Source organism: Actinoplanes sp. NPDC051861 (assembly GCF_040681145.1).
Taxonomy (GTDB): Bacteria; Actinomycetota; Actinomycetes; order Mycobacteriales; family Micromonosporaceae; genus Actinoplanes.
This window is the reverse complement of the sequence record NZ_JBFAYE010000001.1, coordinates 1270040-1294888: the sequence shown is the minus strand read 5'-3', so window position 1 is coordinate 1294888 and position 24849 is coordinate 1270040. Positions and strand designations below refer to the sequence as shown.

Sequence of the window (24849 nt, the reverse complement as noted above, 5' to 3'; positions counted from 1 at the left end):
CACAATTCCGGTATGGCTGACAACGACCCGCTGGACCTGCTGAACATCGACGGACTGCTCAGCGACGAGGAGCGGCAGATCCAGGAGACGGTGGGACGGTTCGTGGCGGATCGGGTCCGCCCGTACGTCGCCGAGTGGTTCGAGGCCGGGACGTTCCCCCGTGAACTCGCGCCGGAGCTGGGCAGACTCGGGGTGCTCGGCATGCACCTGGACGGGTACGGATGTGCCGGCACGAGCGCGGTGGCGTACGGTCTGGCCTGCCTGGAGCTGGAGGCCGGCGACTCCGGTCTGCGCAGTTTCGTCTCGGTGCAGGGTTCGCTGGCGATGTTCTCCATCTGGAAGTACGGCTCGGAGGACCAGAAGCAGGAGTGGCTGCCCCGGATGGCGGCCGGCGAGGCGATCGGCTGTTTCGGCCTGACCGAGCCGGACTTCGGCAGCGACCCGGCGAACATGCGGACCCGCGCGGTGCGCGACGGCGACGACTGGATCCTCACCGGCACCAAGATGTGGATCACCAACGGCAGCATCGCGGACGTCGCCACGGTGTGGGCGCAGACCGAGGACGGCATCCGTGGCTTCCTCGTGCCGAGGGGCACGCCCGGCTTCACCAGCCGAACCATCAAGCAGAAGCTGTCGCTGCGCGCGTCGATCACCGGCGAGCTGATCCTCGACGAGGTACGGCTGCCCGAGTCGGCGCGCCTTCCGGAGGCACGCGGCCTGGGTGCCCCGCTGAGCTGTCTCAGCGAGGCCCGCTTCGGCATCGTCTTCGGCTCGGCCGGCGCAGCCCGGGACAGCCTGCGCACGGCCCTGGAGTACGCGAAGACCCGCATCCAGTTCGGCAAGCCGATCGCCGCGTTCCAGATGACCCAGGAGAAGCTGGCGGACATGGCCGTCGAGCTGAACTCGGCGCTGCTGCTCGCGCTGCACCTGGGGCGGCTCAAGGACGCCGGCACGATCAAGCCGCACCAGGTCAGCGTCGGCAAGCTGAACAACGTACGCAAGGCGCTCGCCATCGCCCGGGAGTGCCGCACGATCCTGGGCGGCAGCGGCATCACCCTGGAGTACTCGCCGCTGCGGCACGCCAACAACCTGGAGTCGGTGCTGACCTACGAGGGCACCTCGGAGATTCACACCCTGGTGATCGGGCAGACCCTGACCGGGCTGGCGGCCTATCGCTGAGCGTCAGTCGCGCTCGCGTGCGCGGCGGCGCTCGGCCATCTCCCAGTTCATGATGTACTGCCGGATCATCCGGGCGACGACCTCCTCGACGTGGAAGATGAGGATGATCTGCTGCCCGACACCGTCCTCGTCGTCCCGGACCGTGTGGACCCGCCCGGTCAGTTCCACCTCGCCGTTGCCGAGCCAGACCACCGCGCGCATCTCGTCGCCGATGCGGACCGGCATCGGCTGGGTGATCCGGCAGCGCAGGCCGCCCTCGCTGATGTCGATCAGCATGCCGTCGGCCTCGCTGGACCGCTCCTCCTCGGCCGCGGTCAGCCGGACGGCCGTGCCGCCGCCACCGCGGACGAACTCGCGGCGGTTGCTGATCTGCGGCCCGCTCATCGGCTCCAGCCGCCATCGGAACGGGGTGGTGTCGGCGATCTCGACAAGGCGCACGGGCAGCACGATGCGGGTGCGCGGCGGAGCCCAGAAGATCCGGAACTCGTGCCCGGACTTCAGCTCCGCCGGACCGGCCGTCTCCAGGGGCGCGGCCACGAGGAACGTCGAGCCGTCGACACCCTCGAGCCGCGAACGGAAGTTGGCGCCCTCACCCAGAGCCAGGAAGACCGGTGTTCCGGCCTCCGGCAGGTCGATTCCTGCCGCGCTGAGGGGCAATGCAGTCCCGTTCATCCTCACCACTCATCTCATGCCGGTCTCCGGGTGCCGGAAGGTCCGGCCAGTGCTCTGATTCGGCTGCCCGCTGACCGACGTGAGGATTTACTGGTAGCCCCGGATCTGACAGAACGCCTTCGTCAGGTCGCCTCCCCGGGCGTCCCACAGCTGGCCGCCGGTGAGTGCCGCGATCTGGCGCATCGGGGCCTCGGCCGCCTCGCCGAACAGCACCGGGAAGACCGGGACCGGCTCGGCGCCCTTGAGATACTTCTTGAACGCGGCGAAGTCACGGCCGCGGTTGCTCTCACCGTCGGTCATCAGCACGACGCTGGCGAACCGGTTCTGATCGGCGGCGGTGTCCAGCTCGCGGAGGGCGGCGACCAGCGAGTCGTACACCGCGGTGTTGCCACCCACCCGCAGCCGGCCCACCGCCGTCCGCAGCCTGTCGCGTGACGACTGCGGCGACGCCGCCTCCACGGTGAAGCGCTGCGGTGCCGCCGGCCGGTCGCTGAACGGCAGCAGCGTCACCTCCTCCCGGCTGCGGAACCGGCAGTACGACCCGGTCAGTGACGTGTTCAGCCCGGTCAGCCCGGAGAGCGCCGCCTTCAGCTGTTTGATCCGGTCACCCTTCATCGAGCCGGAGACGTCCAGGACGTAGACGGTCCGGGCCGGGCGCCGCAGCCGGTCCTGGTACGCGGTCAGCAGCGCGTCGATCGCCTCCCGTGTCTCCGGGAACGGCAGCTCCACCGGCACCGGCGGGAAGTCCGCGGGCTGCACGGCACCGGTCACGCCGGGACGGCGGCCGGTCTGCGCGGCGATCTGCTCCTGAACCCGTGGCTGCCGCAGGTAGGCGGCCAGCCGCTCGTGCGCGTCCCGGGCCTCGGTGGGTGCGCCCGCGAACAGGGTCAGCGGGTAGTCGGCGCTGACCACGCCGTCGGCGGGCCGGATCACGATGAGCTGCTCGGACAGCTTCCCGTCCCGGTTGAGGCCGGTCAGCGACGCCTCGTAGGTGATCAGGCCGTCCAGCGCACCGCCCGGGTCGGCGCCGGTCATCCGGCGGACGAACGCCTCGGTGAGCCAGCCGGTCGAGCCGGCCGTGAGGCGCTGGGCGCTGAAGAAACCGGTCAGCGGGCCGGCGACCCGGTCGATGGCCGCAGCGTCCAGGGCACGCCCGGAGCCGTCCAGCGCGGAGGCGACCGCGACCAGCGCCGAGAAGCCGGTGTTGGAGTTGGCCGGATCCGTCATCGCGAAGGTGAGCCGGCCCTCGGCCGCGGCGCCGGCGATGTCCTTCCAGGTGACCGGGCGGCCGGTCCAGCCGAGGCGTTGCGCGGTGGCCGGGCGGAGGCCGAGCACCACCGGCGATCCCATGATCCGGGTGGCGGTGCCGAGGCGGCTGTTCGCTTCGGACAGGGTCTCCAGGTAGCGGTTGGAGGAGAACCAGAGCGCGTCGTAACGGCCGTCGGCGCGGCCGGTGGCGACGATCTCGGCACCCTCCAGGCTGCCGACGAGGTCCATCTTGACGGTGACGCCGGTAGCCTTGGCCGCTTCGTCCAGAATGCCGCCCATATCCGCCAACTCGCTTCCAGCGAGCACGCGCAGGGTCGTCGGCGCCCCCGACAAGTCCGGCATTTCCGTAACTTCGGGAGATGGGTCGCGTGCGGTGCAGCCCGCCAGGAGCAGGACCACGACAAGAAACAGGCGCCTCATCGATCACACGCCCCGGTCTGCTGGTTGAACGGGCCGATCTGCCCGAGCATCGCCTCCAGGACCCGGTAGTCCGGCGGCTCCACCACCACCGGCGGATTCGGCCGATCACTCAGGGTCCGGCCCTGCGGGCGGAACCCGTACTCCGCCGCGATGTCCTTGAGCCGGCCGTCGTCTCGCAGCAGCTGCCCCACCCGGTCGCCCGAGCCGGAGAGCGGCACCAGCGTGTGCCAGGCGTAGACCGTCGGGCTCGGGAAGAGCATCACGTGCTCGCCGTCGTCCGGCACCCGCTGCGACGACGCCCGGTCCAGGAACTGTGACTCGTAGACCAGCGCTATCGGCGTACGGCCGGCGCCCCCGGTCAGGTACTCCTCGAACAGCACACCGCTGGTGTCCGGCTTCTGCCCCTGGTACGACATCAGCCGGCAGATGTCCGGCATGACGCGCGGCAGCAGCCCGGTCCCGGCGACCGGCTTGCCGTCGTTGAGCGCCGCCGAGACGATCGAGACGAACATGATCGCCGAGTTCGAGTCGGCCGGGTCGGTGGTGCGGATCAGCACCACGTTGGGGTTCGCCGAGCCCGCGTTGCCGGGCAGCTTCTTCCACGTCGTGTCGGAGCGGGCCAGCTCGATGAGCTTGCTGATCGAGACGACGTCGTGCCCCTCGACCTTCTGCACCACCCCGGCCGCGCGCAGCACCTCAACGGTCGGCTTGAAGGTGGCCACGCCCATCACCGAGGAGAACGGCCGATAGGACTCGGCGACTTTCAGCTTCTCCATGATCTTCTCGGCGGTCGGCGTGCTGGACGGGAACGCGAAGTCGTACCCGGCGCCGCCGGTGTCCAGGCGGGCGGCCATGTCCCGGGAGCCGTCCGGGTCGACGCGCATCCGCAGGCCGGCGCACGCGAAGATCTCGGTGACCCGCGGATCACGCAGGAACGGCTCCTTCTCCGACCCGACGATCCCGCGCACGTCGGTGACCTTCGAGGCGCACCCCGCGGAGGCGTCACCGTCGTCCCGGCCGCGGACGACCTGCCAGACCACGGCGAGGATCAGGACGACGGCCACGCTGACGGCGACGACACGCAGCAGCGCTCTCATGCGGAATCTCCCGGTCGCGAGGAGGGCCGGAGGCCCCAGGCAAGGCAGGCACCGGCCGCGGCGAGGGCGGGCAGGGCCCAGAGCGTGGCGGCCGCGTCGAGCAGCCCGCCCAGCGCCAGCGCCGCCCCGGCCACCGCACCGGCGCCGGCACCGGCGATCGGCCAGGCGTTCTTCCTCCCACCCGGCCGGCTCCCACTCGGCCGGCTCCCACTCGGCCGGCTTCCTCCCTGCCGGGCGGAGGAGGCCGGCCGCTGCCGTGCAGCGACGGGATGCAGCGCCGTGTAGGCGTCGTGACCGAATTCGCCCGCACTCGAATACCGATCGCCCGGCTCCTTGGCCAGCCCTCTCATCACGACATCCCGCAGGGCCGGCGACACGCTCGGCGGCAGCGGTTTGGGCGGCTCGAACAGATGAGCCTGCAGCGGGAACGACTTCCCGGTCTCACCGAACGGCAGTTTTCCGGTGAGCGCCTGATAGAGCACGACCGCGAGCGAATAAATGTCCGCGCGATGATCCGACTGGGTGCCGAGCAACCGTTCCGGCGCGATGTAGGACGGGGTGCCGACGATCTGCCCGACCCGCGTGATCTCCGGATCCGACGTGTCGATCCGGTGCGCGATTCCCCAGTCGATCAGATAGGCGTGATCGAGTCCCTGCCGATGCCCCTGATCGAGCAGAATGTTCGACGGTTTGACGTCCCGGTGCCGCAGGCCGCTGTCGTGCGCCGCGGCCAGCGCCGAGGCCACCTGCTGCACGATGTCCACCGCACGGGCCGGCGGAAGGCCTCCGGCCGAATGCTGGATCTCGGTGGCCAGCGACCGGCCGCGAATCAACCGCATCGCGATGAACGGCGGCGGCCCGATCGCGAAATCGTAGACCGCCACCACATAGGGATTCTCGATCTCGGCGGCCAGCCGCATCTCCCGCAGGAATCGCTCCCGCAGATCCGGAAAGAGCAGCGCCTCGGACGTCAGAATCTTGAGCGCGACAGTGCGGCCGGTGCGCTGATCGACCGCCTCCCACACCTCACCCATCCCGCCCTTACCCAGGAGCGCGATTTTCTGGTAACGGCTGATCTCTTCCGGCACCCCGCCGATAGTAGGGCCGGCCCGCAGCATTCCGAGCGGGGCGTTTCCGGCGAAATCAACCCCCGACATGCAGGCTTCGCCCAAAATTCAAAATCCATTTATCGTACGGTCACGCGCGCTCTGCCGTTCCGAGACCCGCGACCCGCCTGCCCGCTCCCGGCCGCTGCGCGACCGCCGGGGCCGGGTGCCGGGTCGGGCGACACCCCTGTTTATGATCTTGCCGCGTGATCCACAGTAAACTGTCCAAAGTGGCAGCAATCGGATTGATCGCGGCCTCGGCGCTGCTCGGCGCCACTCCCGCCCGCGCCGACGAGGTCCCCGAGACCGAGACCGATCCGCCCCGCGTCGAACTCGTCCTCGACGTGAGCGGCTCGATGCGCGCCGCCGACATCGACGGCGCCACCCGGATGGACGTCGCGAAGCAGGCCTTCAACGACGTCGTCGACGCGCTGCCGGAGACCACGCAGCTCGGCATCCGGGTGCTCGGCGCCACGTACGGCGGCAAGAACAAGCGGACCGGTTGCCGGGACACCCAGCAGATCGTGCCGGTCGGCCCGGTCAACCGGGTCGCCGCCAAGAACGCCATCGCGAGCCTTCAGCCGACCGGTTTCACCCCGATCGGCCTGGCCCTGCGCGGGGCGGCGACCGATCTCGGCGACACCGGCTCGGTACGCCGGATCGTGCTGATCACCGACGGCGAGGACACCTGCACCCCGCCCGACCCGTGCGAGGTGGCGCGGGAACTGGCCGCACAGGGCACCAGCCTGGTCGTGGACACGCTCGGCCTGACTCCCGACGAGAAGACCCGCAAGCAGCTGGTCTGCATCTCGACGGCGACCGGTGGCACGTACGCCTCGGCCAAGAGCGAGGAGGAGCTGACCGACCGGATCAAGCAACTGGTCGACCGGGCCGCCCTTCCGCCGCCCGTCACCCCGGCCGTGGTCGCCGGCACCGAGGACTGCGAGGGCGCGCCGCTGCTGGCCGCCGGCGTCTACACCGACCGCGAGCTGATCGGGCAGCACCGCTTCTACCGCGTCGCCGTCCGGCCCGACCAGGAACTGCGCGCCTCGGTGAGCATCTCCCTGGACCGGCCCCTGAACCGCGACTACGGCGTCCTCCTGAAAGCCGCCGCCCCCGACGGCCGCGAACTCGTCCGAGGGGTCGACGCCGGCAGCGGCCGAGCCGACGTCCTCTCCACCGGCCTGCGCTGGTCCCTCCCCTCCTCCGACTCCGACTCCGACTCCGGCGCTGCCTCGAACGACGTGTGCCTGATCGTCAGCAACTCGTTCGCCTCGGCCACCGCGGCCGGCGCCCCCGGCATGCCGGTCGAACTCACCGTCGGCCTCGTCGACGCCTCGGACACCCCGGACGCCCCCGGCCTCGGCCGCGGCTGGCTCCTGCTCCTCGTGCTCGCCGCGGCGGGCCTCGTCGCCGGCGTCCTGACCGGCTGGCTGACCCGCTGGTGGGTCGCCAAGTGGAGGGAGAACTGACATGCCGATCCCCCTGACCGCCACCGCTCTCACCACAGCGCTGCTCCCACTCCTCACCCCACTCGCCCCGGCCGAGATCAGCACCGCCGGCACGTCCTTCCTCACCGCCGTGACGATCTCCCCCGACCAGCCCGTCCAGGTCAGCGCCGTGACCGGCGACCACCTCTACTGGTCCTTCCCGGCCGGCGCCGCCCAGCGCCCGGAACTCGCGCTCACCGTCGACCTGCCACCGTCCGCCGACCGCACCGGTGACCAGTCCTGGACCGTGGAGGTCTTCGACGGCCTGCGCCGCCGCCAGGCCTGCGTGGCCGGAGCCCAGAGCCCCGTGGCCACCACCACCGACACCCGCGTCACCCTCGGCTGCCGGCTGCGCCAGATCCGCTCCTGGGCCGAGCCGTGGGACGGCGACCCGCTCCCCGGCACCTACTACATCCGGCTCTCCACCACCGAGCTACCCGAGAAGGACCTGGGCCTCCCGGTCGAGGTCGCCCTCACCCTGACCACCCCCACCGGCGACACCAACGCCGACCAGGGTGTCCTGGCCGCCCCACTGGTACCCGAGAACCACCCCGGCAAGATCCTCACCAGCCCCGCCGTCACACCGTCAGCCGAACCCGAGCCGGCCCTCTCCGCCGACTGGCTCCCCGACTTCTCCGCCCGCTGGATCTGGACCGCCGCGGGTGGCGTCCTCGCCGCCCTCACCGGCCTTCTCGGCTTCTCCTGGACCCGCCGCCGCCCCCAATCCCCCTGAGATCTTGGAGAGTTACGCCCGTATACGAGCCACAACTCTCCAAGATCTTGCCAGCTAGATGGTGGTGCCGCGGAAGTGGCGGAGGGTGTGGCCGGTCGCCTGTTTGCAGAGGTACTCGGCTCGCTCGTAGGACAGGCGCCGCCTGCCCGTCTCGGGACAGAGATCCACCGCGGCGGGTGGGCGGCCGGGACCCGGTCGCCGGTCGGAGAGGAACAGCGGGCCACGGGTGCGGTCGCCGATCAGGGCGGGCAGCAGCCGGGCGGTGCCGGAGCGCCAGACGACGGGTCCGGCGCTCCGGTCGTCCAGGTCGAGGTCCTCGACGTTGAGCCCCAGCACCGCACCGACCCTGGCACCGGACTCGGCCAGCAGGGACCAGAGGACTCGTTCCCGGAGGTTGACGCCGCCGGTCACCGGTCGTGGGCCGGGCGGCGCCGAAACGGACTCGACCGGCCTGGAGCGCAGTCCGGCGGCCAGGATCGGGGTGCCTGCCCAGGTGGTGAAGGAGCGGATCGCGGACACGTGGCGGTTCCAGCTTCGGGGCGCGACACGCGGCCAGGCACCCGAACAGGCCTCGGCCAACTGGCTCGCGGTGACGGCGGAGAGCGGGGTGCGCTCGCCCAGAGCCCTGACGATCCGGCGCAGCGACTGCTCATAGGCACGGGCGGTGGCCGGAGCGAGACCGGTCAGGAACGAGTCGGCGGACAGGCCCAGGAGCGGGCCGTCGTGCTCGGGCAGCGCGAGGGAGGCGGCCCGGCGCAGCAGGAAGTCACGTTCGGCGGTGTTGCGGGTCAGTCCGGCGGCCCGCTCCAGTTCCCGGCGCGCCTCGGCGGGACGGCCGAGCCGGACCAGCAGATCGCCGCGGACACCGGGAAGCAGGTGGTAGTCCGCGAGCTGCACGTCGTCGAGCAGGTCCAGCCCGGCCTGCGGACCGTCGGCGAAACCGACGGCCACGGCACGGTTCAGCCGGACGACCGGGGTGGGCATGAGGCGTTCCAGAGACTCGTAGAGCGCGGCGACGCGTACCCAATCGGTCTTTTCCGCCGTGTGGCAGACCGCGATCGCAGCTTGCAGGAGGTAGGGCCCGGGCGGACCGCCCGCCTCGCGCGCCCGCAGCATCGCGGCGAACCCGCGCTCGATGAGCAGCCGGTCCCAGCGCCCGCGGTTCTGCTCGTGCAGCGGGACCGGCTCGCCGTCCGGCCCGGTACGCGCCCCCGCCCGCGACTGCTGGATCTCCATGAGCGCCACGAGCCCGTGCACCTCGGCCTGGTCCGGCGCCAGACCCGCGAGCAGCCGGCCCAGCCGCAGCGCCTCCAGGCACAGGTCACCGCGGATCAGCTCCGCGCCGGAGGTGGCCGAGTACCCCTCGTTGAAGATCAGATAGACGACCTCGAGGACGGACGACAGACGTTCGCGCAGCTCAGCACCGTCCGGCAGCCCGTAGGCCACCTGCGCCTCCGCCAGGGTCCGCTTGGCCGCCGCGATCCGCTGGGCGATGGCCGCCTCCCCGGTCAGGAAGGCCCGAGCGATCTCCGCGGCGGTCAGGCCGGCCACCACCCGGAGCGTCAGCGCCACCCGGGCTCCGGTCGGCAGCACCGGATGACAGGCGATGAACATCAGCCGGAGCACGTCGTCCCCGGAGCCGGGCTCGCCCTGAATGTCGCCGCCGGCCGGCGCTCCGGGGGCATCCGGAGCCCCCGTGTGCGATCCGGACGCCGGCCTCTCGGCGTCCAGGTCGGTCAGGCGCGACGACCGCCGTAGGTGATCCACCGCCCGGCGTTTGGCGATCGTCATGAGCCAGGCGCCCGGATTGTCCGGAACCCCCGCGGCCGGCCACTGCTCCAGCGCCGCGACCAGCGCCTCCTGCGCCATCTCCTCCGCCAGGCCGACGTCGTGGACGAGCCGCAGGAGCCCGGCGACGATGCGCGCGGACTCCTGCTTCCAGACGGCGCCGACCGTGGCCGAGATGCCGGACATCAGCGGGTCACGGGCCGAAGACCTGGTGGATCACGCTCTCCCCGTCTCCGACGATCTTCCGGAACCGGTGGCCCAGCTCGATCGCCTCCTCCCGGGAGCGGACCTCGATCAGGGCGAACCCTCCGATCGCCTCCTTGGCCTCGGTGAACGGCCCGTCGGTCACGGTGATCTCGTCGCCCTCGGAGGTCATCTTGAAGCCGGCCGGGTCGAGCCCACCGGTCGCGAGCAGGACGCCGGAAGCGGTCAGCTCCTCGACGAAGGCGGCCATGTCGGCGTAGAGCTTCGCGTCCGGCGGCGTGCTCCCGGCCTTCGACAGCATCAGGTAACGCATGGTGTCACTCCGTTCGTTGCGGATCTCTGGGACACCTCGACGTCGAAGCAGCCGATGTGACAGGTAATTCCATCATTACCTGTCACATCGGAGCAACGACGTCCTGGCAGAGACCGACAACGAAGGAGCCGACATGACCGCTGTTGCTTTCACCCGTACCCCTGATGTCTCGAAGGCGGCACTTGCCGCCGCCGGACCGCTCTGGGCGACCGTCTCCCTGGCCCAGGCTTTCACCCGCGACGGATTCGACCTCATGCGGCACCCGTTGAGCCTGCTCAGCACGGGTTCCCTCGGCTGGCTGCAAATCGTCAACTTCGTGGTGGCCGGCCTGCTGATGGTCGTCGGCGCCCGCAGCCTGGACGGACGGTGGGCGCCCCGGCTGACCCGGATCGCCGGCTTCGGCATGATCGCCGCCGGCGCGCTGGTGATGGACCCGCTGTCCGCGGATCCGGCCGCGATGAGCTGGCACTCGATCGGTCACATGGTCGCCGGCACGATCACCTTCACCGCGCTGATCGCCGTCTGTTACGTGCTCGCCCGGCGATACGCCAGGGCCGGCTCGCGCGCCGGAGCCGTCGCCGCCGCCGTGGCCGGCACCGCCCTGCTCGCCGGTGACCTGTGGGCGATGTCCGGCGGCGTGGCCGGCACCCTGACCCTGGCAATCGGCGCAATCACCGCAATGTCCTTCCTCTCCCTCCACCCCCAACCCAGCGTGTGAAGTTCGGCCCACATACACACCCCAACTCCACACACCAACCACAACCCACCCAGCGTGTGGAGTTCGGCCCACATACGCGCCCGAACTCCACACGCTGGGCTTGGGGTTAGAGGCGGTCGAGCTGGGTGACGACCATGGCCAGGGCGAAGAAGCCGTAGAAGCCGATCGCGACCAGCATGCCGCCCAGTCGCCAGCCCCTCATCCGGATCGGCGCCGGCAGGTCACGGGTGTTGAGTTTGACGAGCAGGATCGAGTACAGGAGGGTCACCACCGAGGCGGCGCACGTGGAGACGATCAGCAGGCCGAGCGGCTGGGTGAAGCCGGCCAGCAGGATCGCCGAGCCGAGCAGGATCTCGCCCCACACCACCGCGAGGTAGATGCGCGGCTCGGTCCAGCGGGTGGAGCCGGCCAGGTAGTTGCGGCTGAGGAAGTCCGAGGCGACCCGGCCGATGATGTCGAGCAGGCCCATCGCCGCCGCCCAGAGCGAGACCGCCGCGACGGCCAGGAAGAGCAGCTTGAGCCAGGTGCCGACCTCGCCCGCGAAGATGTCGCCCTGGATCCGGAGGAAGGACGGATCCGACTTGAGGTCGTCGCGGCCGAACAGCGTCTCGTACGCCAGCAGGCTCATCACGCCGATCGTCACGAAACAGACCGCCACGAACGTGACGAGGTGCTCGATGTTGGCCCGCTTCCACCAGACGGCCCAGCGGCTCATCGTGGCCTCGTCGGTCGGGAACGTGTACCGGTCCTCCGAGCCGGCCGCCTCCTCCTGACCCGTGATCGGCGAGATCAGGCGGGGGACGTGGGCGCCCATGCCGTACCGCTTGTCCCGGATCCAGTTGCTCAGCACCAGGTTGTGCACGCCACCAGCACCGGCCGCACCGATCGCGCTGAGCAGCAGGGTGAACGTGATGCCGTCCGGGATCTGGCCGAACTCGGTCACCGTGGCCTTGGCGCCCTCGCCCCAGGTGTTCAGCGAGATCACGAAGACCACGACGACGGCGAGGAAGAACAGGGTCAGCGCGACCTTGAGCGTCTCGACCCGCTCGACGGTCTTGTAGACCACCTTGGACAGCGACAGCAGCAGGCCGACGATCACCAGGCTGGCCACGGTGATCCAGACCGGGTCACCGCCGCCGATCAGGTACGTGAAGACGGTCGAGCCGCTCGTCGCCCATCCCGGCCACACGTACTGGAACGCGCCGGCCAGGCAGATGATGATGCCCCAGCCCTTCCACCAGCGCGAGAAGCCGGCGACGACGGTCTGCCCGGTGGCCAGGGTGTACCGCTCGATCTCCATGTTGATGACGAACTGCACGGCAAGCGTGGTGAACGCGAGCCAGAGCAGCCCGAGTCCGCCGATCGCAGTCAGGTACGGCCAGAGGATGATCTCGCCGGCCGCCATGCCGATGCCGACGGCGACCACGCCGGGTCCGATCATCCGGCGCAGTGAGAGGGGTTCGGGTAGTTCACGAGTAGTGGTTTCGGTGAGCATGCCGCACTCCAGGAAGTGGGAGGGGGGTCACGCGCGGAGCAGCACGTCGAGGTGACGCAGCATCCGCGCGGTGTCAGGGGTACGCCCGGTGAAGTGCTGGAACGCGGCGGCGGCCTGATAAGCGCACATCGCCGTGCCGCCGACCGCCTGCAGACCGGCAACACGGGCCGCGCGCAGCAGCTCCGTCTCCACCGGCATGTAAACGATGTCGACGACCCACAGGCCACGGTGGAGCAGCTCTGCGGGCAGCGGCATTCCCGGGTGGGCTCGCATACCGATCGGGCTGGTGTTGACCAGACCGTCGGCGTCCGCGATCACGTCCGGCAGCTCGGCGGGAGCGGCCACGGTGACGCGGGTGTCGTTCACATGTGCGGCGAGCGACTCGCGACGGCCCGCGTCCGGGTCGACGATCGTCAGCCGCTCGACGCCCATGCTGAGCTGGGCATAGGCGCAGGCGGCTCCGGCACCGCCCGCGCCGAGTTGCACGACGTGCCGGGTGCGGGCGCCGGGCAGGGTGGCCCGGAACGCCTCGGTGAACCCGTACGCGTCGGTGTTGTGGCCCTGCCGCTCCCCGTCGCGGAAGACCACGGTATTGACCGCACCGATGGCGCGGGCCTGTGGCGACAGGTGGTCGAGCAGCTCGATCACCTGCTGTTTGAAGGGATGGGTGATGTTGAGACCGGCGAAGCCGGCCCCTTCCGCCTCGTCCAGCGACTTCTCCAGATCGGCCGGGGCCGAGGCGTCGAACAGGGTGTAACTCAGGTCGAGGCCCTGACTGCGGCCCTCGGCCTCGTGCAGCGCCGGTGACAGCGACGTGCCGATCCCCGTTCCGATCAACCCGCAACTGCACCGCGCCATGTCACGCCCCTGGAATCGCTAATGTACGAACTGGTACGTTAGTTATCGGGTGTGACGGTGGACACTGTCAAGCCCCACGGCAGACTTGTCCCTATGACGCAGGAGAAATCGATGTCGGCACCGGTGGGCGAGCGGCGGCGCGACGCCGAGCGCACGCGTGCCGAGATTGTCTGGGTGGCCACCGACGAGTTCGCCGAGCGTGGATACAGCGGTGCCCGGGTGGACGAGATCGCCGCGCGGACCCGCACCACGAAGCGGATGATCTACTACTACTTCGGCGGCAAGGAGGGCCTCTACCTCGCGGTTCTGGAGCGGGCCTACTCCGAGATCCGCGCCGCCGAGAGGACCGTCGACGTCGATCACCTCGAGCCGGCCGCTGCCGTGCGCCGCCTCGCCGAGGTCACCTTCGACCACCACGAGGCGCACCCCGCGTTCATCAAGCTCGTCGGCGTCGAGAACGCGCAGCACGCCAAGCACATGGGCCACGTCGCCGGCCTGGTCGACCTGAACAGCTCGGCCGTCGCCCTGCTGCGCAACGTGCTGGAGCGGGGCCGCGCGGAGGGCCTGTTCCGCGACGACGTGGACGCCCTCGACGTCCACATGATGATCAGTTCGTTCTGCTTCTTCCGGGTCGCCAACCGGCACACGTTCGGCGCGCTCTTCGACCGGGACCTGCTGGACCCGGCGCGGCGTGATCACTACCGCACGATGCTCGGCGACCTGGTCACCGGATATCTGAAACGGTAATCAGGAGGGTTCCCCATGCGCCGCTCGATCGCCACGGTCTGCGTGTCCGGCACGCTGGACGACAAACTCACCGCCGCCGCGGCGGCCGGGTTCGACGGCATCGAGCTGTTCGAGAACGATCTGGTGGTCTCGCCGTGGTCGCCCAAGGAGATCCGGTCCCGCTGCGCTGATCTGGGGCTCTCGATCGACCTCTACCAGCCGTTCCGGGACTTCGAGGCAGTCCCCGATCCGATTTTTCGGAAAAATCGTGATCGGGCCGAGCGGAAGTTCGACGTGATGGCCGAGCTGGGCGTCGACACCATCCTGGTCTGCTCATCGGTGTCGCCCGAGAGCAGCGACGACGACGAGCTCGCCGCCGCCCAGCTCCGGCTTCTGGCCGAAAAGGCACAAGAACGAAAAATCAGGATTGCGTACGAGGCCCTCGCGTGGGGCCGCCACGTCTCCACCTGGGACCACTCCTGGCGGATCGTCCAGCGCGCCGACCACCCCAACCTCGGGCTCTGCCTCGACTCCTTCCACGTCCTCTCCCGCGACGTCAGCCCCGAGGGCATCGCCGCCATCACACCCGGAAAGATCTTCTTCCTGCAGCTGGCGGACGCGCCGTACCTGCGGATGGACGTCCTGCAGTGGAGCCGCCACCACCGCCTGTTCCCCGGACAGGGCGCCTTCGACCTGCCCGGCTTCGTCGGCCTGGTGCTGGCCGCCGGCTACGACGGCCCGCTCTCCCTCGAGGTCTTCAACGACGTCTTCCGCCAGTCCGACCCGGCCCGCACCGCCGTCGACGCGATGCGCTCCCTGATCGCCCTCGAGGACGGACTGGACGACGCCCGCTCCACACAGGACCGCCCGATCCGGCGTCTGCCCGGGGCGCCGGAGCTCACCGGTCACTCCTTCACCGAGTTCGCCGTGGACGGCCGCTCCGGGCCGGAACTGCGCACCGCACTGCGCGGGCTCGGCTTCACCCACACCGGTCAGCACCGCACCAAGCCGGTCGAACTCTGGGAGCAGAACGCCTGCCGGATCGTGCTGAACAGCGCGGTCACCCGCCCCGGTGCCGCGATCAGCGCGTTCGCCGTAGCCTCCACCGACGCCGACCGGTCGCTGCGCCGCGCCGAGGCCCTGGCCGCGCCGGCGCACCCCAACGTCCGCGAGCCAGGCGAGGCCGAACTCGCCGCGATCATCGCCCCGGACGGCACGAGCGTCTTCGTGACCCGCCCGGACAACGACTGGCGCTCCGACTTCCTGCCGACCGGTACCACCCCCGCGAACACGACCGGCCTGCTGACCACCGACCATCTCGGACTCGCCCAGCCGTTCGACAACTTCGACGAGGCCGGCCTCTTCTACCACTCCGTGCTGGGGCTGGAACATCTCGCCACCGAGGAGTACGCGGCACCGTTCGGCATGATGCGCTCCCGCGCCATCGCCACCCCCGGCCGCGGCGTCCGGCTGGCGCTCACCGTCGCCCTCCTGCGCCGCGGCGACTGGGCGCCCGCTGTGTCCGACCCGCAGCACGTCGCGTTCAGCACCGCCGACATCGTGGCCACCGCCGCCGCGCTGACCCTGCCCCGCCTGCCGGTCCCGGACAACTACTACGCCGACCTGGCCGCCAGATTCGCCCTGGACGACGACTTCGTGGCGACGCTGAGCCGGTACGGCATCCTCTACGACCGCGACACGACCGGCGGCGAACTGCTGCACCTCTACACACCCGTCCTGGGCGGCCGTGTCTTCTTCGAAATCGTCGAACGACGCAACGGCTACGACCGCTTCGGCGAACCCAACGCCCCGGTTCAGATGGCCGCCCAACGCCACCAACGGCTGACCACCGACGATCCGGCATAGTCAGGCGGGCCTGCTCGACCTGCACTACGGCGGACCCGGCGAGCAGGCACTGCGCTTCAGCCGCACCGGTCACCTGACGGAGAGGGGCGCCGCGGGCCGGGCACGCACCGAGTACGGCCTCGGTGTGCACGCCGCGCCGCGTTTCGGCGCGACGCCGCTCGGCGCGTGGCGAACCGGTGACCACTGACGTGTCCCGGCGGCCGCGCTGCGGCCCGGTGCCGCGATGTGGCCGCGCTGACTCACGAGGGCTTGTTGGTCGACACGTATCTCTGATTTGGTCCTCTGTTCCACCAGAGTGACAAACCCACTCCGCTGAAGGTCAGCAGAGCCCCCAGCAGCACGAACCAGACCGTGACCTCGACGTCCTGCTCGACCAGGCCGAACTCGCTCGGGAGATCGCTGAGCACGTCGGTGAGCTGCTCCGCGTCCTCGGCCTTGAAGTAGCGGCCGCCGGTGAGGTCGGCGACCTGCGTGAGTGCTTCCTCGTCGATCTCCCGGTTGCCGCCGCCGCGGCCGCCGAAGCCGCCGAAGCCACCGCCCCCGCCGAACTGGCGCCCGCCGAACGACGAGTCGCCGCTGATCTGGTCCGCCGTGCAGACCAGTTGCTGCGGCTCGGTCGTGCCGAAACCGATCGTGTAGACACGCAGCCGCCGCGCCGCCGCCTGCTCGGCCGCCGTCACCGGGTCCACGCCCGTGGTGTTCGAACCGTCGGTGAGGACCACGATCGTGTCGGCCTGGTAGTCGCCCGAACCGCCCGGCGGCGTGTCCGCGAGATCAACGCCGGTTGCCGCCACGTCCGGGTTCATCTCGGCGATCGCGTCGATGGAGGTCAGGATGGCCTGGCCGATCGCGGTGCCGCGAGCTGTCTTCAGCGTGTCGATCGAGCTGAGCAGCGGCTCGCGCTCGGTGGTCGGCGGTACGAGCAGGCCCGCGATGCCGGAGAAGGCCACCAGCCCGATCCGGGTCTCGCCGTCCTGGGACTCGACGAACTCGCGGGCCGCGTCGGCGGCGACGGCGAGCCGGTTCGGGGCGATGTCGGTGTTGCACATCGAGCCGGAGACGTCGATGGCCAGCAGGATCGTGGTGTTGTTCGACGGGACCTTCATCGACGCCTGCGGGCGGGCCACCGCTCCGGCGAGCGCGAGCAGCCCGGCCAGGAAGAGGAAGACCGGGATGCGGCGGCGCCACGCGGTCCGCCCGGGCAGCGCGGCCCGGATCAGGGCGATGCTCGACACGGTGACGGCGGCACGCTTGCGGCGCCGGTTCAGCCACCAGCGGGCCACCAGGAGCAGTGGCACGACCAGGAGCGCGAGCAGTGCCCACGGCCAGCTCAGCGACATCAGACGATCCTTCCGTGCCAGCGGGTGCCCAGCAGCGCGCCGAGCGTCAGGAGCAGCAGGGCGGCCGCCGCGAACGGCGCGGTCAGCTCGATCGGCTCCTTCTCGGTGGTCAGGCGCAGGTCGATCGCCTCGGTGCTGTCGGCGAGCGCGGCCGCGTCACCGGCCGGTCGGTACGTGCCGCCGGTGACCTGCGCGATCGCGGTCAGCGTCTGCTCGTCCAGCGCGGTGCCCAGCTGGAAGCCGTCCACCTCGACGGTTCCGCCCTGCGCGGTGCCGACGCCGACCGTCTGGATCCGCACACCGGCCGCCGCGGCGAGCTCGGCGGCCGCCTGCACGTCCGGCCCGCCGGTCTCCTCACCGTCGGAGAAGATCACCATGGTCGCCGACGGCCAGTACCCCAGGTCCTGCGTGGTCGGCGCCTGACCCTCCTCGGGCAGGCTGACCGGTTTGCCGGTGATCGTGCCGAGCCCGACCAGGATCGCCTCACCGAGCGAGGTGCCGCCGCTCGGCTTGACCCGCTTGATCGCGGCGGCGGCGAGCGCGTGGTCCTCGGTCGGCGCCTGGGTGAGCAGCGCCTGGTTGCCGAAGGCCAGCACGCCGACGTCGACGGTGGTGGGCTGCTGCTCGACGAAGCTGACGGCGGCGGTCTGCGCGGCGGCCAGCCGGCTGGGTGCCACGTCGGTGGCGGACATGCTGTTGGAGATGTCGAAGGCGAGCAGGACGGTGCCGGACACCCTCGGCACGGCGACCTCGGCCTGCGGCCGGGCCAGCCCGATCAGCAGGATCGGCAGCGCGGCGAGCAGCAGGGCGTAGGGCAGGTGCCGGCGGACGCGACCCTGCCGGCTGGTCAGGCCCGCTGCGGCGAGCGCGGTCGTGCGTCGTTTCTGCAAGATGGTGTACGCCCAAACTGCCGCCACCGTCACGACGACCGCGACTCCCAGCACCAGTGGGTAGAGGAAGCTCATCGCCGCCCCCCTGCGGAGCGGCGCACCATGTCGACCAGCACCGCCAGCAGGTCCTGGTCGGTCGTGACGCGGTGCGGGCGTACCCCGGCTCTGCGCATCCCGGCCGCGAGGGTGTCCTCGCGTTCGCCCACCTGGTCGGCGAGCCGTCCCCGCAGCAGCGGGTCGCTGGTGTCGACGAGCAGCGTCTCGCCGGTCTCCGCGTCCTCGACCAGGATCAGGCCGACGTCGGGGAGTTCGAGTTCGGACGGGTCGACGATCCTGATCACGACGGTCTCGTGGCGGTGGGTCAGCTGGGCGAGTGGTTTGTCCCAGCCCGGGTCACCGATGAAGTCGGACATGACGAACAAAAGACTTCGCCGCCGTCGGGTCGTTGCCGCCGCCAGGCTCAGCATGCCGGTCAGGTCGGTGGTTGTGGTGGTCTTGTGTACCTTCTGCTCCTTCGTGAGCTCCCGCGCGATCCTCAGAATCTGGTCCCGCCCCGTCCTCGGCGGGATGATCTTGGACTCGCGGTTGTCGAAGAGGATCGCGCCGACCCGGTTGCCACCCTGGTTCACCAGCCTGGCCAGCCCGATCGCCAGCTCAGCCGCCACCGACTCCTTGCCGCTGTTCCCGCCGAACTTCATCGACGCCGACCGGTCGATCACGAACCACGCCGTCATCTCGCGGTCCTCGGTGTACTGCCGTACGTGCGGCTCGTCCAGCCGCGCGGTCACGTTCCAGTCGATGTGCCGGACGTCGTCCTCGGGTGTGTACGTACGCAGATCGGTGAAGTCGATGCCCGCGCCGTGCCACACCGTGCGATAGGCACCCTGCAGGCGTCCGTCGAGGCGCCGCCCGAGCTTCCACTCCAGGCGCCGCAGCAGCCGATCCGGTGCGGTGGCCATGCGCTATCGGCCCCGCGGTTCCGGGAACGTCAGGTTCGTCAGGATCTTCTGCAGGATGAGGTCGGGGGTCACGTCGTCGGAGAGCGCCTCGTACGAGAGCACGAGCCGGTGGCGCAGCACGTCGAGGGCGAGGTCGCTGAGGTCCTCGGGCACGACGTACTCCCGGCCTCGGATGTAGGCGAGCGCGCGGGCGGCCAGGACCAGGCTGATCGAGGAACGCGGACTGGCGCCGAACGTGACGTACCGCGCGAGATCGGTCAGGCCCACCCTCGCCGGTTCACGGGTCGCGTGTGCCAGGTTCACCGCGAACTCGATCAGCGACGGGTCCACGTACACCCGGTCGGCCTCCTGCTGGAGCCCGATCAGCGTCTCCGGGTCGATGATCCGCTGGATCACGGCCGCCGGTGCGAGCGCCCGTTCGACCACCACGAACTCCTCGGTGACACTCGGGTAGCCGACCACCACCTTCATCATGAAACGGTCGACCTGCGCCTCCGGCAGCGGATAGACGCCCTCGTTCTCGATCGGGTTCTGCGTCGCCATCACCAGGAACGGGTCCGGCAGCTTGTGCGTCTCCCGGCCGATCGTGACCTGCCGCTCCTGCATCGTCTCCAGCAGCGCGCTCTGCACCTTGGCCGGCGCCCGGTTGATCTCGTCGGCCAGCAGCAGGTTCGTGAAGACCGGCCCGAGCTGCACCTGGAACTCGCCGGTCGGCTGGTGATAGACCCTCGTGCCGACGATGTCCGCGGGCACCAGGTCGGGCGTGAACTGCACCCGGTGGAAGTCGCCGCCGATCGCCTCCGCGAGCGACTTCACGGCGAGCGTCTTGGCCAGGCCCGGCACACCCTCGACAAGGACGTGCCCGCGCGCCAGCAGCGCCACGATCAGCCGCTCGAGGAGGTTGTCCTGCCCCACGATGGTCTTCTTGACCTCGTAGAGCACCTTCTCGATCGGCCCGGCGGAGGCCGGTGGGGCGTCGGTCCAGCTCATGTAAGACCCCGTCCTTGTCTTTTCTTAGCGTCTTCTTATTCGTTCCTAGAGCGGCGGTGCCTGACCGTCACCCTCGCCGCCACCCAGCGCCGCGCCGATGGGCACCGCGAACCCGATACCGATGAACGTGCCGGCGTCCGTCGGGTTGGCCAGCGCCACCACCACTCCGATCACCTGCCCGCGATCGTTGATCAGCGGCCCACCCGAATTACCCGGGTTCACCGCCGCGTCGAACTGGATGAGCCCCTCGATGTCGGCCCCGTTCTCCCTGTTCAGAGTGCGCTCCAGACCCGACACCACGCCACTGCTGGTGCTCCAGGTGAGCCCCAGCGGGTTACCGATCGCCACCACGTCGTCGCCGATCCCCGCCCCACCGCCCAGCACCGCCGGCACGAGCGTCTCCGGCAGCTTCTCCGGCGTGATCGTGGCGATGTCCTGCTCAGGGGTCTTGCTCGCGATCGCCGCGGCCGCCTTGGTGCCGTCCGCGTACGTCAACCGAATGCTCTCCGCACCGTCCACCACATGCAGCGCGGTCAACACGGTCCCGTCCGCGTTGGCGATCACACCGGTCCCGGTGCCGGCCTCCAGCTTGTTCGCCGAGTCGTGCCCGGTCGTCTCGATCAGCACCACCGACGGCGCCAGCGCCTGATAGACCTCGGCCACCGTCAGAGGCCCGGCCGAAGCGGACGGCGAGACCACCGGGGCGGCCGTCACCTCTTCATCCCCACCATCGCGTACGCCAACGAGCACCGTGATCACGACAGCCCACGCCACAACAGCACCGATGAACAGCCGTTTGCTCAGCTTCTTACGCAGCTCAGGCGTGTTCCACCGGCGCTTGGTCTCCTCCGGAACGGGCTCCGGTGTCTCGGCCCCCTCCGTGCGGAGAACCGTCATCACGGGCCGCCCGCCACACTCAGCATTTCTTGACCCTAGAAGCGATTCCTAAGAATTCCCCGTGAGCCCTCTGACGGTTTCCGGTACGCAAGATCCCACATCTCGGGGCGCAGCCACGCAAAAGCCACGTTACCCTCCGTGCCGGAACTGATCCGCTGCGGCAACCGTCCGATCCTGATGAACACCATGCGAGTGCCCGCCGCAGCCGCCGCCGCTCTACTCACCCTCACCAGCTGCGGCGACGCCTCCGCCCACCGGCCCCCGGTTTCCAACATTCCCGTCTCCGCAAGCCCAGCCGTCTCGACGGTCTCGATCCCGCCGCGCTCCTCGCCTTCCCCGCCACCTTCCGACTCGGGTTTCGCCGAGGGCACTCAGCCCTCACAGGGCCCCCTCGTCTTCGTCCAGGTGATCGACTGGGTAGGCGCGGACCAGGGCTCCCACACCGGCGTCACGTTCCACCTGACCGAACACTGCGCCTACCTGCAGGGCCCGCCCGACTCACCGGTCCTACTGATCTGGCCCGACAAGCAGGCCTGGGTCGACCCCGCCTCCCCGTCGACGGTCCAGTTCCGCGAACCCGACTCCGGCAAGCTGGTCCGCCTCACCGACGGCCAGACGGTGAACCTGGGCGGCTTCCCGGTCGGCGGTCAGGGTTACACCTACGATCCGCCGCCCCACCCGTCCTGCCCCACCAACAACCAGGACTTCGTGGTACAGGAGGTCCGCTGACCGTTATCCACAGTTCCCCTCCATCCACAGCCCCCGCCCCAAAGATCCCCCCACCCCACCACACTGTCCAGCGGGGGCTGCCCCCTGAGGAGGGCGGGCTCTGGGCGGGCGAGCTCCCGGCGGGCGAGCTCCGGGCGGGCGAGCTCCGGGCGGGCGGGCTCGGAGACGGCGGGCTCGGGAGCGAGCAGGCGCTGACGCGGCCAGCGCGGACGGGTCGGCGATCATGCGACGGCTGAGGACAGCGGACTCGCAGACGCGGAAGCGAAACAGTGACCGTGTCACTCGCCGCCGCAACCACTTCAGCGCCCGGGGCAGCGGCACTCGTCCTGCCGTCCCACCTGCTCGCCGACAGGGCGTTCAACTCTCCGACCCGCAGCGCCAGTCCCGGCTGGTGGATGGTTGCGGTCGGCTAGCCAGCGCCCGGGGTGGGTGGTCACGGCCGCAACGCCCGTCCCGGTCAGCGTCGGGCTCGGCCGGATGCCCGAAAATCACAACCTCGACCGTACGAGGCCCGGCCAACGCCACCCCTCAGCGCCCTGCGGAATCCTGGTGCGGTCCTAGCGACAGCAGGTTTCCGCAAGGCGCGTCTTCGGGCCCGCCACCGGCCACCCGCACCCGACAAAGAACCAGATCACCGTGATCAACAACTGATGACAAATGCCTCGGACAGGACAGCCACACTCGAACCGCAACTCTCCAAGATCTCGGGAGGTCGCCCGCGCCAAGAACGCGGGGTGGCCGGCGGCGAGACAGGACTGGCGGCCTCGACCAGTGGCGTGAGCGCCAACCGAGCGGGCACGGCCGGCGGCAAGACAGGACAGGCGGCTCCGACCAGCGGCGCGGGCGCCAGCCCGCGACCTGGGGCCGCCCGCTGAAACGGCGACCTGGGCACCACCGACGGTGGCACCACCGACGGCCGGCGGGAGAGGGCAGGAAACATTCTGGACATGATGTTGTAGTGGGAGCGCTCCCATGTAACGATGACGGTCACTCTCCTATCCGCGTACCCCCATCACGCGAAGGACCACCCGCATGCGCGCTCTCGCGCGGCTGGCCGTGACCACCGTCCTGGTCGCGTCTCCCCTGGCCGCAATCACCCTCACCTCGTCGGCGAACGCGGCCGACGACCCCACCCCCATCACCGTGGTGACCAGCGACTTCGAGGACGGCACAGTCCAGGGCTGGTCCGGCCGCTCAGCCGAGACCCTGACGCACAGCACCACCGTCGCGCACGGCGGTACCGGGAGCCTGTCGATCACCGGGCGGACCGCGACCTGGCAGGGGCCGTCGCTGGACGTGCTGGACGTGTTCGAGAAGGGCACTGCCTACACGATTTCTGCATGGGTACGCCTGGCAAGCGGCACCGACAACGCCAGGCTCAGTGTCGAGCGCCGCACCGGTGGCGTGGCCGCCTACGACCAGGTGGTCGGCAACACAGCGGTGAACAGTGGCGGCTGGGTGAACCTGACCGGCCGCTACACGCTGGCCACCGACGTCGAGTTCCTCCGTGTCTACGTGGAGACCGCCTCCACGACCGGGTCGTTCTTCATCGACGACGTGATCGTGAGTTACGTGCCGGCGCTGCCGATCCAGACCACGATCCCCTCGGTGAAGGACGTGGTGACCGAGTTCCCCGTCGGCGCGGCCATCACCGGCGCCGAGATCGTCACCGAGCACGGTCAGCTGTTGAACAAGCACTTCGACAGCGTCACGCCGGGCAACGCGCTGAAGTGGGACGCGACCGAGCCGACCGAGAACGCGTTCACGTACGCGCAGGCCGACCCGCTGATCGCCTGGGCGAAGGCGAACGGGAAGGCGATCCGCGGGCACACGCTGGTCTGGCACAACCAGACTCCGGCCTGGGTCTTCGTCGGCGCCGACGGTCAGCCGATGACCGCCACCGCCGAGGACAAGGAGCTGTTGCTCGCCCGCTTGGAGAACCACATCCGCAACGTGGCAGGCCACTACGGCTCGGACATCGGCGTGTGGGACGTGGTGAACGAGGTCATCGACGAGAACCAGTCGGACGGCCTGCGGCGCAGCAACTGGTACAACGTGGCCGGCCTCGACTACATCCGCACCGCGTTCCGGGTCGCGCGGGAGGTCCTGCCGAACGCCAAGCTCTTCATCAACGACTACAACACGAACGTCACGTCGAAACGGGACAAGCTCTACAACCTGGTCGCCCAGCTGAAGAGTGAGGGCGTACCGATCGACGGCGTCGGCCACCAGATGCACATCAACGTGAGCTGGCCGACGATCTCCGAGACCGAGGCGATGCTGCAGAAGTTCGCCCCGCTCGGCCTGGAGCAGCAGGTCACCGAGATGGACGTCAGCATCTACACCAACAGCGGCGAGAACTTCCCCACCCCGCCGGCCGACCGGCTGCTGCAGCAGGCGTACGTCTACCGCGACATGTTCGCGCTCTTCCGCAAGTACGCCTCGCAGATCACCTCGGTGACCCTGTGGGGCCTGGCCGACGACAACACCTGGCTCGACACGTTCCCGGTGACCCGCAAGGACGCACCGCTGCTGTTCGACACCCGGCTCCAGGCGAAGAACGCGTACTGGGGTGTTGTGGACCCCTCGAAAATCGGCACGAGCCCGTCCCCGAGCACAAGCACGAGCCCCAGCTCGAGCCCGAGTTCCAGTCCCAGCGCAAGCCCGAGTTCCAGCCCGAGCGGCGCGGCGGCGTGCTCGGTGACCTACCGCGTCACCGGCTCCTGGCCCGGCGGCTTCCAGGGTGACGTGAAGATCGCCAACACCGGCGGCGCGGCGGTCAACGGCTGGTCACTGGCCTGGCAGTACACCGGCGGCCAGACGATCTCCCAGCTGTGGAACGGGTCGCTCACCCAGTCCGGAGCCGCGGTCACCGTCAAGAACGCCTCCTGGAACGGCACCCTGTCCTCCGGCGGCACCGCCTCGTTCGGCTTCCTCGGCAGCTGGACCGGGAGCAATCCCGCCCCGGCCGCCTTCACCCTGAACGGCACCACCTGCACGGTGATCTAGAGACCCGGGAGCGGCCGGCAGCGCTGGGGCCTGCCGGCCGGTCCCGACAAGGCAGCAGCCTTTCCCCGAGGTGAGGCCTTCCGCACGACGATCCCCCGCGC

At 70.1% G+C, this 24849-nt stretch carries 21 protein-coding genes; 8 read left to right on the top strand and 13 right to left on the bottom strand.

Going from position 1 to position 24849, the window contains the following annotated elements:
- Nucleotides 1-12: 12 nt before the first annotated feature.
- Nucleotides 13-1179, top strand: coding sequence for an acyl-CoA dehydrogenase family protein (locus AB0M02_RS06265; protein WP_364222221.1), 1167 nt, complete (start codon nt 13-15; stop codon nt 1177-1179).
- Nucleotides 1180-1182: 3 nt separating this feature from the next.
- Here the strand turns inward: AB0M02_RS06265 and AB0M02_RS06260 are convergent, their stop codons facing one another.
- The 4 genes from AB0M02_RS06260 to AB0M02_RS06245 form a co-directional block, all read right to left on the bottom strand.
- On the bottom strand, nt 1183-1851 hold the full coding sequence (locus AB0M02_RS06260; RefSeq protein ID WP_364222215.1) for a PilZ domain-containing protein: 669 nt from the start codon (nt 1849-1851) through the stop codon (nt 1183-1185).
- Nucleotides 1852-1938: 87 nt separating this feature from the next.
- Complete coding sequence (locus tag AB0M02_RS06255) at nt 1939-3462, bottom strand: VWA domain-containing protein (protein WP_364222212.1); 1524 nt, start codon at nt 3460-3462, stop codon at nt 1939-1941.
- A gap of 74 nt (nt 3463-3536) precedes the next feature.
- The gene (locus AB0M02_RS06250) at nt 3537-4637 is read right to left on the bottom strand and encodes a hypothetical protein (RefSeq protein ID WP_364222209.1); all 1101 of its coding nucleotides are present in this window, start codon (nt 4635-4637) and stop codon (nt 3537-3539) included.
- Nucleotides 4634-5725 carry a serine/threonine-protein kinase gene (locus AB0M02_RS06245; RefSeq protein ID WP_364222206.1) on the bottom strand — a complete coding sequence of 364 codons (1092 nt, stop codon included), beginning with the start codon at nt 5723-5725 and terminating at the stop codon, nt 4634-4636. The genes AB0M02_RS06250 and AB0M02_RS06245 overlap by 4 nt, the downstream gene beginning before the upstream one ends.
- Before the next feature lie 224 nt (nt 5726-5949).
- On the opposite strand from AB0M02_RS06245, the gene AB0M02_RS06240 reads away from it, so the two are divergent.
- Nucleotides 5950-7215 carry a VWA domain-containing protein gene (locus tag AB0M02_RS06240; RefSeq protein ID WP_364222203.1) on the top strand — a complete coding sequence of 422 codons (1266 nt, stop codon included), beginning with the start codon at nt 5950-5952 and terminating at the stop codon, nt 7213-7215.
- 1 nt (nt 7216) lies between these two features.
- Nucleotides 7217-7966, top strand: a complete 750-nt coding sequence (locus tag AB0M02_RS06235; RefSeq protein ID WP_364222200.1) for a peptidase — start codon at nt 7217-7219, stop codon at nt 7964-7966.
- A gap of 54 nt (nt 7967-8020) precedes the next feature.
- On the opposite strand, the gene AB0M02_RS06230 is transcribed toward AB0M02_RS06235, so the two are convergent.
- Both AB0M02_RS06230 and AB0M02_RS06225 read right to left on the bottom strand, forming a co-directional pair.
- The gene (locus AB0M02_RS06230) at nt 8021-9940 is read right to left on the bottom strand and encodes a DUF6596 domain-containing protein (protein ID WP_364222197.1); all 1920 of its coding nucleotides are present in this window, start codon (nt 9938-9940) and stop codon (nt 8021-8023) included.
- Between the two features lie 7 nt (nt 9941-9947).
- Nucleotides 9948-10271, bottom strand: coding sequence for a YciI family protein (locus AB0M02_RS06225; RefSeq protein WP_364222195.1), 324 nt, complete (start codon nt 10269-10271; stop codon nt 9948-9950).
- A gap of 133 nt (nt 10272-10404) precedes the next feature.
- Here AB0M02_RS06225 and AB0M02_RS06220 point away from each other — a divergent pair, with 133 nt between their 5' ends.
- Nucleotides 10405-10989 (top strand): DUF998 domain-containing protein, encoded by a 585-nt coding sequence (locus AB0M02_RS06220; protein WP_364222192.1) that lies wholly within the window; start codon nt 10405-10407, stop codon nt 10987-10989.
- Nucleotides 10990-11095: 106 nt separating this feature from the next.
- Here the strand turns inward: AB0M02_RS06220 and AB0M02_RS06215 are convergent, their stop codons facing one another.
- Nucleotides 11096-12484: an Nramp family divalent metal transporter gene (locus AB0M02_RS06215; RefSeq protein WP_364222189.1), complete on the bottom strand. Its 1389-nt coding sequence runs from the start codon at nt 12482-12484 to the stop codon at nt 11096-11098.
- Nucleotides 12485-12511: 27 nt separating this feature from the next.
- A complete protein-coding gene (locus AB0M02_RS06210) occupies nt 12512-13342 on the bottom strand; it encodes a shikimate dehydrogenase (protein WP_364222186.1) in 831 nt (276 codons plus the stop codon).
- Between the two features lie 93 nt (nt 13343-13435).
- Between AB0M02_RS06210 and AB0M02_RS06205 the strand changes: the two genes are divergently transcribed.
- Together AB0M02_RS06205 and AB0M02_RS06200 are read left to right on the top strand one after the other, a co-directional pair.
- Nucleotides 13436-14089 carry a TetR/AcrR family transcriptional regulator gene (locus tag AB0M02_RS06205; RefSeq protein ID WP_364222183.1) on the top strand — a complete coding sequence of 218 codons (654 nt, stop codon included), beginning with the start codon at nt 13436-13438 and terminating at the stop codon, nt 14087-14089.
- Nucleotides 14090-14104: 15 nt separating this feature from the next.
- On the top strand, nt 14105-15934 hold the full coding sequence (locus AB0M02_RS06200) for a TIM barrel protein (protein ID WP_364222180.1): 1830 nt from the start codon (nt 14105-14107) through the stop codon (nt 15932-15934).
- Between the two features lie 239 nt (nt 15935-16173).
- On the opposite strand, the gene AB0M02_RS06195 is transcribed toward AB0M02_RS06200, so the two are convergent.
- Genes AB0M02_RS06195 through AB0M02_RS06175 form a run of 5 tightly spaced genes read right to left on the bottom strand, consistent with a single transcriptional unit; the run spans nt 16174 to nt 21010 of the window.
- Entirely contained in the window at nt 16174-17274 is a 1101-nt protein-coding gene (locus AB0M02_RS06195) for a VWA domain-containing protein (protein WP_364222177.1), read from the bottom strand.
- Entirely contained in the window at nt 17274-18239 is a 966-nt protein-coding gene (locus AB0M02_RS06190; RefSeq protein WP_364222175.1) for a VWA domain-containing protein, read from the bottom strand. The genes AB0M02_RS06195 and AB0M02_RS06190 overlap by 1 nt, the downstream gene beginning before the upstream one ends.
- Entirely contained in the window at nt 18236-19123 is an 888-nt protein-coding gene (locus AB0M02_RS06185; RefSeq protein WP_364222171.1) for a DUF58 domain-containing protein, read from the bottom strand. Before AB0M02_RS06185 ends, AB0M02_RS06190 begins: the two co-directional genes overlap by 4 nt.
- Before the next feature lie 3 nt (nt 19124-19126).
- On the bottom strand, nt 19127-20113 hold the full coding sequence (locus tag AB0M02_RS06180) for a MoxR family ATPase (RefSeq protein WP_364222168.1): 987 nt from the start codon (nt 20111-20113) through the stop codon (nt 19127-19129).
- Nucleotides 20114-20158: 45 nt separating this feature from the next.
- Complete coding sequence (locus tag AB0M02_RS06175; protein WP_364222165.1) at nt 20159-21010, bottom strand: trypsin-like peptidase domain-containing protein; 852 nt, start codon at nt 21008-21010, stop codon at nt 20159-20161.
- 138 nt (nt 21011-21148) lie between these two features.
- Here AB0M02_RS06175 and AB0M02_RS06170 point away from each other — a divergent pair, with 138 nt between their 5' ends.
- Together AB0M02_RS06170 and AB0M02_RS06165 are read left to right on the top strand one after the other, a co-directional pair.
- On the top strand, nt 21149-21739 hold the full coding sequence (locus AB0M02_RS06170; RefSeq protein ID WP_364222162.1) for a hypothetical protein: 591 nt from the start codon (nt 21149-21151) through the stop codon (nt 21737-21739).
- A gap of 1032 nt (nt 21740-22771) precedes the next feature.
- Nucleotides 22772-24748 carry an endo-1,4-beta-xylanase gene (locus AB0M02_RS06165; RefSeq protein WP_364222159.1) on the top strand — a complete coding sequence of 659 codons (1977 nt, stop codon included), beginning with the start codon at nt 22772-22774 and terminating at the stop codon, nt 24746-24748.
- Nucleotides 24749-24849: the final 101 nt, after the last annotated feature.